10 protein-coding genes are annotated in these 13,336 nt (G+C 56.4%); all 10 read right to left on the bottom strand.

Annotated features, from left to right (window positions below):
* Positions 1 to 36: 36 nt before the first annotated feature.
* Positions 37 to 561, bottom strand: coding sequence for a YbjN domain-containing protein (locus EJQ19_RS29430; protein ID WP_126144806.1), 525 nt, complete (start codon positions 559 to 561; stop codon positions 37 to 39).
* A gap of 12 nt (positions 562 to 573) precedes the next feature.
* Positions 574 to 2,148, bottom strand: coding sequence for a hypothetical protein (locus EJQ19_RS29425; protein ID WP_126144805.1), 1,575 nt, complete (start codon positions 2,146 to 2,148; stop codon positions 574 to 576).
* Positions 2,149 to 2,187: 39 nt separating this feature from the next.
* Complete coding sequence (locus EJQ19_RS32715; protein ID WP_164716824.1) at positions 2,188 to 3,165, bottom strand: eCIS core domain-containing protein; 978 nt, start codon at positions 3,163 to 3,165, stop codon at positions 2,188 to 2,190.
* An 86-nt stretch (positions 3,166 to 3,251) separates the two neighbouring features.
* On the bottom strand, positions 3,252 to 4,748 hold the full coding sequence (locus EJQ19_RS29415) for a PP2C family protein-serine/threonine phosphatase (RefSeq protein ID WP_164716823.1): 1,497 nt from the start codon (positions 4,746 to 4,748) through the stop codon (positions 3,252 to 3,254).
* 38 nt (positions 4,749 to 4,786) lie between these two features.
* On the bottom strand, positions 4,787 to 5,122 hold the full coding sequence (locus EJQ19_RS29410; protein WP_126144802.1) for an STAS domain-containing protein: 336 nt from the start codon (positions 5,120 to 5,122) through the stop codon (positions 4,787 to 4,789).
* The gene (locus EJQ19_RS29405; protein ID WP_164716821.1) at positions 5,119 to 5,556 is read right to left on the bottom strand and encodes an ATP-binding protein; all 438 of its coding nucleotides are present in this window, start codon (positions 5,554 to 5,556) and stop codon (positions 5,119 to 5,121) included. Before EJQ19_RS29405 ends, EJQ19_RS29410 begins: the two co-directional genes overlap by 4 nt.
* A gap of 41 nt (positions 5,557 to 5,597) precedes the next feature.
* Positions 5,598 to 8,624 carry a HEAT repeat domain-containing protein gene (locus EJQ19_RS29400; protein WP_164716819.1) on the bottom strand — a complete coding sequence of 1,009 codons (3,027 nt, stop codon included), beginning with the start codon at positions 8,622 to 8,624 and terminating at the stop codon, positions 5,598 to 5,600.
* A gap of 53 nt (positions 8,625 to 8,677) precedes the next feature.
* Complete coding sequence (locus EJQ19_RS29395) at positions 8,678 to 9,181, bottom strand: GNAT family N-acetyltransferase (protein ID WP_126144799.1); 504 nt, start codon at positions 9,179 to 9,181, stop codon at positions 8,678 to 8,680.
* Positions 9,182 to 9,407: 226 nt separating this feature from the next.
* Positions 9,408 to 12,176: an adenylate/guanylate cyclase domain-containing protein gene (locus EJQ19_RS29390; protein ID WP_126144798.1), complete on the bottom strand. Its 2,769-nt coding sequence runs from the start codon at positions 12,174 to 12,176 to the stop codon at positions 9,408 to 9,410.
* Between the two features lie 15 nt (positions 12,177 to 12,191).
* Positions 12,192 to 13,336 (bottom strand): copper amine oxidase N-terminal domain-containing protein (locus EJQ19_RS29385; RefSeq protein WP_164716817.1); only part of this gene is annotated, 1,145 nt, incomplete at its 5' end.

Genomic DNA, 13,336 nt, shown 5'->3' with positions numbered 1-13,336 from the left:
AGCAGCACCTCATCAGACTTTTCTCACAGTACTGCCTTATCCCCGCAGCGCCGCCACCACTTGCTCAGCCGTTGCCTCGCCGCCGGCGACCTTTTCGATGTACTCCGCGAACATATCACACATGTACACGAACAAGCTGAGAATCTCGAGCACTTGCTCGCTTTCGAAGGTGCTGGACGCCGGGATGCTGTAGACGTACCGGTAATGCAGCTCGCCTTGCTCGTTGATCCCGAAGTGGCCGACAGGCAGCCGCGTGTTGATTTCCAGCAGCACCTCGCCGACTTCCCCGCGAAGCCCCTCGCCCAAGTGAAACGGCAGCGTGCTGTAAATTTGCAGCAGTTGCACCGATGTAATTTCCTCGTCATTCAGCGGCAAAAAGCTGAAGTGCAGGAATCGCTCGCGGCCCTTCGCATCCTCTTGAAAGCCGGCCATCAAGACGTGCAGCGGAATCGCTTCCGACTTTTCCAGCAAATTCGTAGCAAGCCCTGTCTCTTCCAAAATCTCTTGCAAATATCCCAACTGCGCCAAATGGCGCGCATGTACGACTTCTGGCAGATTCACAATGCCGTCCTCCTACTCTCGTTTGCCCATTGCCTCAACTAAAACTTCTTTCAGCTTCACCTGATCATTCTTTACGGTTTCCAATTGGAATAAACTTACTCCGGTCGCTTCCACGAAATTCTGCACTTGGGTGTACTGTTTCACGACATCGGCGTTCGACTCATCGAACGCCGGCAGCTTCGAGACCATATCGATAATCAGATCGGAATCCTGACTTCGTTTCGCGAGCTTCTTCTCCGTTGATTTATCGGCATTAAATACCATCTTCGTGATGCCCCAGGCGCCGGCTTTGGCCGCGCGGTCCCGGCCCGCCTGCTTCAGTGAGCGAACAACCGGCATCGCTGCGCCCACACCGGCGGCTACGATCTTGAGCGGCGTCCCCACTTGCGCACCGACGCCGGTCAGCGTCGCGATGTCCCCCGCGATTTTGGTCAGCTCGAGTCCGATCTGCACCGCACCGCGATCCGTCCGTTTGACGTTGATTTTTTTCATTTCCTTCGCAAGCTCGTACTGTTTGACTTCTTCCAGCTCGGCCGCTGCGGCTGCATCGCCCTGCGCAGCCTTCGTCTCCAGCTCCACCTTGTGCGCCGCCAGCTTCGTCTTGTCGACACCGGCGTTGCCGCCGAACCACCGCTTCGCTTTGATAAAGCCCGCGCCCGCGTGCTTCGTCTTGAAATCCCGCTTAAGCGTTGTCATCGCCGACCGGTTCAGACCGGCTTTGATGACATCGACGGTTTTCAGCGCGATTTTCACACCGCTCACCGCGATGCTGACGCCGGGGATGACAGCCGTCAAGCTGTCTGTGCTTGACTGCATAATTTCCATAATGCCTTTAGCCACTTTTAGTCCGGAGGAAGCCCCTTGAATCGCATTGCTCACAACCTCGATGACGCCTCTGGCCGTCTCCGCCTTATTCAGGCCGCCGTTCTCCGAATGTTTACTATATAAATCGTAAATGGCCTTAACGGCCATAATCGTGCTTTTAACCGCGGAGATCGCTTCCGCTACCGTGCCACTGTAATCGCTGACGGCCGAAGACGCACCGACGCCATCCTTATGTCCCGCCGCTTTAGACGCCTTGTCCACCAAGCCGGCGGATCCGCTCACCATTTTGCCCGTCGATTCTATCATCGAAGAACCGGTTCCCGCATAGTTCCAGCGCTTATTGTGGCCTGTACGGCTCGTATCGCCCGAGACGGACATCGTCTCCCGAATTGCGCTTAAAATTTGGAAAGGTCCCCCAACCACATCAGCGGTCGAAGAGACGGCGCCGTACTGATTGGATTGCTGATCTTCTATCGTGTAATTCGTTTGCTTAAAAGAGTCTTTGAGATCGTCCGATCGCTTCCCGAAGCTCTCGCCGAACGCCCCGACGATGCCCGCTCCAAGATCCGCGCCATCTTTCACTGAATCCGTTTCACGCTGAATCAACTGCTGCGTAGCCCGATTGCCGACCGTGCGCTGCAACTGAAGAATAAAATTCGCGGGCGCCTGCGTCCCCTCCGCAGATGCACTGCCCGATTGCGCCAGCTTTCGCTGCATCGCAAGACGCGAGGGCTTGGCGAGAAATTGCTGCTGATTGGCCATCGAGGTTGCTCCTTTACCCCTTAAATAACTGCCTGCTCTTTATTTACCGCCCCGCTGCTGAACGACGTGCGTCAGCTCGTGCCCTAACAGCTCCTGCCCCTCGCGCGTATCCGGATTATACCGGCCTTCTCGGAAAAAGACATCGTTCCCCGTCGCAAACGCCTCGGCCCCCAGCGACCGGTTCAGCATTGAGGAATCTGAATCTGTATGAATATTAACCGAGCTAAAATCCGTATTGAACGCAGATTCCATCTTGGCTTGAACATCCGGTGCCATCGGGCTGCCGGAGCCCTGCTTCGACTTAATCTGCTCCTCAATCCCGGCATCCGCCTCGAAGCCTTCTCCCGCTTCGCCTTTCATCTGCAGGGGCTCTTCCTCCTCGTTAGGACCTCCGCCGCTGAGCTGGATCGTGTCCGAGGACGGTTTCATTTGCAGTTCTTCGCCCTCCATCTCGTCGCCTTCGCTGCGCTGGATGCTCTCCGAGGACGCCTTCATCTGCAGATCCTCGCCCTCCATCTCTTCACCCTCGCTGCGCTGGATGCTCTCCGAGGACGCCTTCATCTGCAGATCCTCGCCCTCCATCTCTTCGCCCTCGCTGCGTTGGATGCTCTCCGAGGACGACTTCATCTGCAAATCCTCGCCTTCCATCTCTTCGCCTTCGCTGCGCTGGATGCTGTCCATCGAAGGCTTCATTTGCAAGCCCTCGTCCTCGAACTCCGTCTCCTCTTCGCTGCGCTGCACGTCCGGCCCCGCTGCCGCGCTTTCTGACGCTTGAATGTGATCGGCAGCGGCCTTGCCCATTTGATCCGCTTCCTGCTCGTAAGCATCACCAGCCGGACCAACGGTCAGCTTCGTTTGAATGCCCAGCATGCTGCCGAGGGCGCGATTGCCGATCGTCCGCTGAATGTTTGAAAGCTCGGAGGCGGCAGCTGATTGCGCTTGCGGCTGAGATTTATGATTGCGTTGTTGATGCTGAAGAGAAGTGTCTGGCTGCCTGTTGATACGCAAGTGTTCCATTGGCATTGAACCCCCTATAACGTCTATAAAATAATATCGCTGTTTCCAGTCTCCCGTGTCGAAACCCGCTGCTCATCTTAACCTAACTATAACATAACCAATGGCGCTGTAGTGGGGCGATTTGCAGGTTTTCGGTCCACAATCAGCACCGCCATATCGTCGGACTGCACCGCGCCATTCGTGAAGCGATCGACATCCTCAACCAAACGCTTCAGCAGCTCCTGCTGGTCTGCCGCAGCCTCTCGGGTCAGCAGCTCGCCCAATCGGACAAACCCATACTGATCCTGTTGGCCGTCCTCCGCTTCCGTGATGCCATCCGTGTACAAAATCAACCGATCCCCAAGCTCCAGCGTTATCGTGTTGTCCGCGTACACCATATCGTCCATCACGCCGAGCGGCAGGCCTTTGCGGCCTTTGAGCGGAAGCACCTCGCCGCCGGCCCGGATCACATACGGCGGACAGTGGCCGCCATCGCTGTACACGAGTTCGCCGGTTGCGATGTCCAGCACGCCGCACCAGATCGTCGCAAACATCGTCGAGTCATCCTTGTACAGCTCCTGGTTCACGGCGGTCAGCAACGTTCCTGGCGTGCTGTCCGCGGTCATTTTTCCTTTCAGCAGCGTCATCGTGACAGCCATAAACAATGCCGCCGGAATCCCTTTGTCCGACACATCGCCGAGCACGAAGAACAGCTTATCCTTGCCGATTTCAAAATAGTCGTAAAAATCGCCGCCCACTTCTCTCGCCGGCCGGATATACGCTCTGGAATCGGCTGCGATGTCCGTGCCGGCTGCTTCAACTGCCGAAGCATCCAAAACATCCGAAACCGAAGCCGCGTCCGATTCCGCACCTGCCCTGCGGGCTGCCAGCACGTGTAGACTCTTCCGGGGCAGGAAGCCCATCTGAATGTCCGTCGCGATGCGCAGCTCGCTTTCCATTCGTTCCTTAGCGGCTGTCGTCACCTTCAAGGCATGAATCGACTTCTCCAGCGCATCATACAGCATCGCGTTCTCCAGCGCCGCAGCCGTCGGCGAGGCAATCGATTCCAGCAGCTGCAGATCGCGTTCCGAAAACGGCTCGCCGCCCCGCTTATTCAGCACCTGCAGCACGCCGATAATCTTGCCCTTGGAAATCAAGGGCACGCAGAGCATATTCCGCGTCGGATAGTCGACGCGCTTCGCCACTTTCGACGACCAGCGTTCGTCCGATGCGGCGTCGTCGATCTTGACAGGCTGGCCGGTTTCCGCCACCCAGCCAGCGATGCCTTCGCCGATTTTCAGGCGAATTTCGCGGACCTCGTCGCCTTTTTCCCCCAGCGCCAGGTCAAAAAACAGCTCGCCCCGCGCCTCGTCGACGAGAATAACCGAAGAAGCCTCCGCATTCACGACGCGCGAGGAGGTTTCCATGATTTTAACCAGCAAATCCTGCTTGCGGATCGTGGAATTGACTTCGAGGCTGACGTCAAACAGCTGCATCGTGCGCTGAAGCTCCGTCTCGGCGGCAAGCCGCCTGCTTTCGCTCCTGAGCAACAAGCCGATCACAATCACGCTGACAAGCAGCAGCACACCTGCGGCGATCCCCATCTCGCGCATCTCCTTTCCGGTACCTTACGGATTAACCTTTACGCCATCGCCTGCACAGCTTCCGCCTCTGTCCCCATTACCGTAAAAATCGCACTAAAGCCCGACATATCAAACACTTCCCGAACATGCTCGTTCATATGAGCCAGGACCAGCTTGCCGCGAATCACCTTCACCGTTTTGGCGGCGGACAGCAGACTGCGCAGACCCGCAGAGCTCACATACTCCAACCCTTCCAAATTAAACACAAATTTCCCCTTGCCTTGCTCCACCAGCTTGGCAAACGCCGATTCCAAAGAGCCGGACGTATTCGCATCCAGCCTGCCCTGCAGACTGAGCACCACCGTCTCGCCTTGTTCACGTTCTTGAATAATCATGATGCACCTTCCTCGCTTCCTCGTACTTTCCGCATCATCAGCACATTCTCATCATGCCGTCGTTCATACCGCAAATCGTCCATCACCTGGCGAACAAAATGAATGCCCAACCCGCCGATACCCCGATCCTCAACCTCGAGATCGATCCGCGGGCTGGCCCTGAGCAGCGGGTTGAAAGGAACGCCGCGATCCGAGAGCCGCAGCTCCCAGCCGTGCGCATCCGCTGCAACCACCAGCTCAATCGTATGCCTCCCCCGCTCCTCGGACGGATATCCATACAAAATAATGTTCGTCACCAGCTCATCGCAAACCAGGTTGATCTGAAAAACCACCTGATCATCCATCCCCATCGAGCCCGACAAGCCCCGCAAAAAATGGCTCAAGCGCTCCAACTCGCTTAAATCGTTGCTTAACCTGATGGTTGCCGTCGTCACCGTGCTCACCCTCTCACACCGATTTGCTCATCTTGCCGGTTTTACGACATCGTTAGCAGCATGTTCTCCAAAAGCCGTACGCGCGCACTCGACGCATGCAGCAGACCGATGCCGATTTCCGGATACAGCCGAACCAGTCGGGACAAGCTTTCTCCTTGCAGCGTCAGCACCCGCACCTCATCGAAAATGACCTGCGCCGTCACCGCAGACGGCGAACCGTCAAGCGCGGTCGTCTCGCCTACCGCCTGCTTGGGACCGAGTACGCCGATCGTTGCCGTCTCGCCTTGGCCTGTCGCATTGCTCAATTCCACATGACCTTCAATAATCAGATACATGGCGCTGTTTGGCTCGCCGCGACGCACCAGATACGTCAAATCCTCATGTATTTCCTCCGTCGCGATGCCGGCAATCAGACCAAGCTCATCGACCGATAAATCCGCGAACAGGGACACCTGTTTTAAAAAGATGACCTTATCCAGCATCGTCAGAAACTTCCGATCTTCTCTCATATCCCCACGCTCCCGTTCACTTCGTGCATGCATCGCAATCTCCCGCAGCCAGCTGTCCGACCAGCCCTCCGCTTCCTGCACAAGCAGGTGCGGCTCCTGAGTCGTCTCGCCCCCGGCCGACGTCCCCTGCTTAAGCTGATCCAACAGCGCATAAGCGAGGCGGCGATCGCCGAGCCCTTCCGCCAGCACCTCCAGACCGTTCTCGCGAATCTCTTCGCTCTCGTCCTGAATCGCTTCGCGCAGCGTCTGCACGATCCGTTCGTCGACCAGCTTCGCCATCACGGCCCACGCGCCGCCGATCAGCGCTTCATGCAGCTCCTGGCAGCGCTCCTTTGCCAGATCCGCGAGCGCATCCAGCCCCAGCGCACGCAGCGCGCCGGGCAGCGCACGCTCCTTCGACGAGGCTTGAAGACGTTCCACGCAGCCGTCGATCAGGACCGTGCGCAGACGCCCCTCATCCAGCAGCTCCGCCAGCGCCGTCACCACGACGTTCCAGCGATACGGATTCTCCTGCTGCATGTTGGCAAATAAGCCGGGCAGCGCCTTGTCGCCCATATCGACTAACGCGCCCAGGATGACTCGCTTCAGCTCCTGATCGGCCATCGGCACAATCTCCAGGAGCTGCGGCAGCGCTTCGATATATTGCAGCTTGCCGATGCAATGCGCCGCCGCGACCTTGACAGCCGGGCGCTGCTCATCGAGCAGCGATAATACCCAAGCGGCATACTGCGTCAGCTTGAGGTCCGCGACCGTATGGCAGCCGTAGACCGCCCATTCGCCGCCGGAGTCGAGCATTTTAATGATCGCTTCGTCACACGCTTGATAGCTCTCTTCGCTTTCCAGCGCGTGCAGCGCTTTGACGACCTCATGCACCACTTTTGGATGATTGTCGAGCAGTTTGACGCGAATGAAGAAGTGGGATTGGCTTTTGAGATGCGCCGCTCTGGAGATCAGCTTTACACATTCCGCCCGCACATCCGGATCTTCGTCCTCCAGGAAGGAGGCGACCTGCACGAGATCCTGAATCGTCGCGCCTTGCAGATTCATTGCACGGAGTACGGCAATGCGGATGCGTGAGCTTTCCTCCGCGATCATGGAGATGAGATGCGGCAGGAAGGCGGAATCCTTGGCCTGCCCGATGACCTCGAGCGCCAGCTCGCGCACGTAATCGTTCGGGTGCTTCAAGTAGCCGAGCATCCCCGACAGCGCCTTCGAGCTGCGCATCCCCCCGATGAAGGAGCTTGCCACTTCGGATAAATCCGCGTGAAGGCCCTGAACGCTTTTGACCAGCTCCTTAATGTACAGATGCCGCCCGAACCAAGCGACAATGACCAGCACGCCGCCTACAACGACACCCACCCAAGCGAGCGGCGACAGCGCCACAAGCCCGGAGGAATGCAGCAGGGATAGCAGCGAACCGATCAGAATCCCGCCTGACGCCGCGACCCCTTGAGCAAAGTAACGATAACCGTCGCGTTTGGACATCGGCATCATTTTGAAGAACAGCTGATAGCACGGCTCCGCAATATAGTAGAGCAGGATGTAGAACATCGCATAGGAGCCCGAAACGACAGGCAGCCCCATCGATTCGTTCATAAAGAGCGCAGTCAATGTAAACCCGCCAAGGAAAATAATCCCGATCCCCAGCAAAATATTGCTGGCCCCAAGCCAATTCATCAACCGCGTAGATACGGTTTGCAGCAGGAGGCACACGCTGAACTGAATGGCGGTAATCAGACCGTAGAACGACGTCAAATCGCCTTCCCGGGGAAAACGCGCCTCCGCCGCGGTAAAGTACTGATACTCCATCATGAAATAGATGGCCGGCATCAGTGTCATCAAAGCGACAGCGCAGAGGAGAAACGGGCTTTGCAGGATGTTTTTCAAATAGTAGCCGGAAGACTCTTCCAGCTCAGATGCGGATGAAGCGCCAGCCTGCAGCCGCCCCTCCTCTTTCAGCGTCAGCGGTACGAGATACCGGGCAATCGCTTTACGGAAAAAAAGAAAGCCCGCCACCATGAGCACCGGCGCCAGCGCGTAGACCGCCTCCGTGCCGAGCCAACGCCCCAGCAGACTCGCCAGCAATCCGGCGGTGATGCCGCCGGTTGTCGTCGACGCGATAAACGTCGGCATCAGCCGCTTCGCCTGCTGCGTAGGGCACAAATCGAAGGCCGTGCTCCAGAGCAGCAGCGTCAGCTGGCGAATCACAAAATTCGAGGAGATGAACAGAATCGGATAGTAGAAGCGGAAGTCGACGCCCCCCGCTTTAAAGCCGAGCAGCACAGCGCCGTTCACCGCCAGCAAGCCGATCATGATGAGGTACAGCGTCGTCATCATCCTGGCTTTGGGCAGCCGGCTTGCAAGCTTGGCGAGCAGCCAGCCTTCAAGCGGCATAATCGCCGCTTCGAAGATATAAATATAAGGCAAATACTGCACGCCGAAACGTTGGTTAAAAAGCGCCATGAACGCCGTGTAGTTCAAGGATTCCGCAATGCCGCTGAAGTAGAAGATCGGCAGCATTCGCCACAGCTTGCGGATGTCCTCCGTGCGCAGACCCATCCAACCTCGTAAAGTTCCTTGCATATCATCAGGTCCAATCTATGAGTTATCTGTCAAGGAGACAGTGGTTTATAAAAGGCTAACCGTGCTTCACCTTCATAATAATAATTTGGATAAGTGCCGATTAAGTCGAAGCCGTTCTTACGGAACATTTTCTGAATAGGCTGGTATTCCGGCAAATCGCATGTATACGTCAAAATATACCGCCCCTGCGCAGAACGGACGAACGCTTCCAGTGCCGCAAACAGCACTTTGGCGAACCCATACCGCCGATAGTCCCGGTGAACGACCAGGTAATCCCACAAAAAGCCCCCGGATTGGTGCTCATTCTCCTTGCAGCTCGTGACCGCCACGATGTCGCCGGCTTCATTTTCGATAAACCAATGCTTGTGATTACGCTGCGACAGGCTCAGCAAAGGCGCCGTGCGAAAATGCTCCAATTCTCCAGGTGTATGCCGCTGATCGTCAAAAGAGTTCTCCGACAAGTAAAATTCCGTAATGCGGAGCGCATCCGCTTCGTTCGTTAACTCGCGTACAGCCACTTCATGTGCTTGCATGGGATATTCGCCTCTTTCTTTGGGGACTGATTGGGCTGCTTATCAATAAGTGTTCAAAAAGTCGGGTTTTCAGCACCGAGAAGGTTGCGAGAACTTGAAAAAGGAGGAGCGGAGTGTAGGCAAAACCTACATGAGCACCGCACTTCGAAAGTGAACGCAAGATTCGATGCCGAATTCACTTCCTGACTTGCTTCGTGATCATAAGACGACTTTTTGAACTTCCTCTTTAGGAAACGGACAAGGTTCCATTCCATTCTGTCGTCGTGCCCTGCTGGAAGTATTCGTCACAGACATAGAAATACAATTGAGCGGCTTTATCCTGGCGGTTTTGCTTCAAAACCATAAGGAAGGCTTCGCGCGCATCGTAGAAACGGCCGACCTGATAGTACGTCACCGCTTGCTCGAACAGCGCCTTCGTCCGCTCCTTGAGCATGCGAACCGTCTCCGGATCGCCTTGGTACACGTCGAATAGATGAAGCGGTTCTTGGACTCCTTCTGCTTGAATGAGGCCGAGATTCCGGTATTGGAACTGACCGGCTTGCTCAAGCGACTGCACGACGGCATCGGTGATCAGGATGGAAGCGCCAAGCGGTTCCGTCATTTTCTCCAGCATGTTCGAAATGTTCACGCCGTCGGAGATGACGTTATTTTCCAGACGCTGCTCCTCTCCGATGATGCCTAGACGAAGCGGCCCTTTGTGCAGCCCAATGCCGATTTCTATCGCGACATAGCGCACCTTGGCCCTGTGCATATTGTACACGTCAAGCTCTCTGCGCATCTCGACGCAAGCCATCAGCGCGTCATCCGTGCGGTTCGGGAACAGCGCAATGAAGCCAGCGCCCAAATATTTGTTCATAAACCCTTCATGCTTGCGCACATAGGGCCCGAAGCGCTTGAGAAAGGAATTGACGAAATTGAAGTTCTCTTCTGGCGTCAGCCGTTTCGACAAATTGAAAAACCCGCGAATGTTGAAGCTCAGAATGGACATATGCTGCTCAACCTGATCGCCAAGCTCGACATCCAGAATCGAATCTTTGTTCAGAAACCGCAAAAACTGCTGCGGCACGAACCGATAGTACGCCTGGCTGAAATTTTCAACCTTTGTAATGTAATCCCGAATGCGGGCGGCCATCGTGTTGACGCTGTCGCCGAGATCGGAAACCTCATCTCTCGTGCGAATGTCCACGACCGTGTCCCAATTGCCCTTGGCAATCTCGCCGACACTGTTGCGCAGCTTGCGGATGGAAGACAGCATGACGTACGTCATCACAAATAACACGATCAACAGGCCGATGGAAATCAACACAATGTTGCGAATAATCGACTGCAGGACGGCTTGACGATGCTTAAGCAGCCCATCGAGGTTTTTGCTCGTTTCGAAAATCCCGACGATTGTGCCCGAGGAGTTGTATATCGGAGCGATCGCATATCGCCATTCGCCGGAGAAGTCTTCCCATTGGCCCGTCATCGTCTTGCCTTCCTTCGCGACCTGCTGGTTCTCCTCCGTCGGTAGGAACGGATTGAACATATGCATGCCGTCGTCGTCTTCCAGAATTCGGTAAATGGTGCCATTTTCCAATTTATACACCGCTTTATAAAAGCCTTGATTGTCGTCCCGCGCATTGTTATCGAAGACGGCGTTGATTCGTTTGCGGAACGATTGGAACACCGTGTTGCGGTAATCCAGCGGGGACGTGATGCTCTCCAACTTATCGCCGTCGATCAGGTTTTGGCCGTTCTTCGCCAACAGCACCAGCTCGCTGAATGTTTCTTCTTCCATTTTCTTAGAAAAGCTGCTGTATATAACCGTAGACAGCAGAATCATGGATAGCGCAATGACGGGAATCAGAATCGTAATCTGCTTCACCATGAGCGGCACCCGGCGATCCAGCAGGTCAAAATAGACAATTTTGATCAGCCATAGCAGCAGAAGCACGCCTGCCACTCCAACGGACCATACCGCGATGGCGTGAGCCCGATCCTTGCGGCTGTACAGCGCTTCTTCCATCGAAGGCGTCAATGTGCCATCCGCATGCCGAATGGTGATTTGCGCCGATTCTACGATAATCAAGCTGCTATCCTGACCGACGGAGCTCGTCGTCGCATTGAATTCCAGCTCTACACCGCTGGCTTTCGCCTTGTCTTTGTCGACTAACGACTCGATCACATAAGGCTGCTGCGGGTCGAGACGGGCAATCATGCGGTTGTTAAAATCAATGAATATCAGGCGCCCCTCATTGTCGAGATGGAAGCTCTCCGGGAAGTTGCGCCGAGTGCGATCGAGCCCCGGAAGCGGATAAACCAACTCCGTACCTCCGTTTGCCAGCGCGCGATAGATTTCTCCGCTGCGCGTTGTAAAATAAATGCCGCCCGGCTTATAACCGTCCGCTTCGGAGACGTATTTGTTCTCCGGCAGAGCGACGGAATATACAGCCTTCGGTTCGGCGCCGCCGGTATCGGCGGTCGGCATTTGGTACAGCGTCAGCTTTTTGACTTCATCGTTGAAAAAGATCAACATGCCGTCATGCACCTGCACGTTGCGCAGCGAGCCGAGCCGGTATCTTCGGGATTGCGTATCGCTGTAATCCTGCGTAAAGAGGACGCGGTCCAATTGACCGTCCGGCTTATAACGCACGATTTGCTCCGATTTTACGTTAATGCCGTAGGGATCCAGCAAGGTTCGAATCGTGTACAGGTAGCCCTGATCATCGGCAACCATGTCGTTAAAGCGGTAAAGCTCCCCGTTCTTGCCCACATCGCTTGTAATCGTATACTGGAGCACACCGGCAGCATCCAGCTTGTGAATCGCCTTCTTGGCGTTATCAATCACATATAAATGATGGTTGGAATCCGAGACCGCCTTCGATAAGCCGTCGAAAGGCATGCTTTTTTGAAATGGCCATAGCTGGATGTCAGCCCGGTTAAAGCCCAGGTAAGTTCCGGCTGCACCCAGAAGCAGCAGGACAAGCAGCAATGCCGCAATCGATTTCTTCATCGTACGTATCTCCTCTTATTTCGCAATCTGAATCATCTTCATGGCCTCGTTCCAGTCGACCTGCAGCCCCAAGGACTCCGCGATAAAACGCATCGGCACATACGTGCGTCCTTCCAGCAGCAGCGACGGACCATCATTCTGAGTAGGTATGCCGTCGATGTAGGCCGTAGCTTGATTAATCGTGCTCGTTACCGTCGTATATTCCGTACTGACCGTAACGGTAAAGGTATCAGGGTCCCAGTCCACGGCTGCGCCAAAAGACTCAGACACCGATCGAATCGGTAAGTATGCCTGCCCATTTATTATAACAGGCGGCGCGGTAAATTTGATAAAAATATTGGGAGAAATCACGCTTTCCGGCGGAAGCGGCTGAATCGTGACGGGCTCTTCGCTCGTGTCGATTGCTGTCGTCTGTGCAAGCGCGTCTGCCGTAGCGGTGAGCTCTTGCAGCTCCTCCGGCGCATACTTCGCCTTCTCCTGCTCCTGCAGCTTTGCCAGGAGCTCATTCGCCTGCTGTTCCAGCTTCTGCTGCACGCCGGGCGACGACGGAAGCTCCGCCGTCAGCGCCGTAACGGCGTCCAGCTGCGCGAACAGCGCATCCTTCTGCATCGACTGCTTCGCCTCGTCGACGGCAGCGAGGGAAGCGGCGAGCTCCGCCGCCCGCTCGGTGTCGCCCTGCGCCTGCGCTGCGCTCAGCGCAGCCTGCAGCTTCTGCTTCGCTGCATCCAGCGAAGCGATGCCTTGCGACGCGCCGGATTGCGCGTCGGCCAGCTGCGCCTGCGTCGCGAGAAGCTGCTGCAGCAGGGCTGCAGCGGCTTCGGGCTCGCCGGCGGCGATGGCTTGCTCCAGCTTCGCCTGCTGGAGCTCGGCTTTGGCGGCCAGCTGATCCTCGCTGGCCGGACTGCCGGCGGCGCCGCTGCCGCCCGGCGCGGTCGTGCCGTTGCCCGTGCCCGTCCCGTTGCCCGGGTCGGTTGTGCCGTTGCCCGTTCCGTTGCCGGGCTCGGTCGTGCCGTTGCCCGTACCCGTCCCGTTACCCGGGTCGGTCGTGCCGTTGCCCGTGCCCGTCCCGTTGCCCGGGTCGGTCGTGCCATTGCCCGTACCCGTCCCGTTGCCCGGCTCGGTCGTGCCGTTACCCGTGCCCGTTCCGTTGCCGGGCTCGG

Source organism: Paenibacillus whitsoniae (assembly GCF_003955665.1).
GTDB lineage: Bacteria > Bacillota > Bacilli > Paenibacillales > NBRC-103111 > Paenibacillus_E > Paenibacillus_E whitsoniae.
Note: the sequence above shows the minus strand (reverse complement) of the source record. Positions and strands in the feature narration are given on the sequence as shown.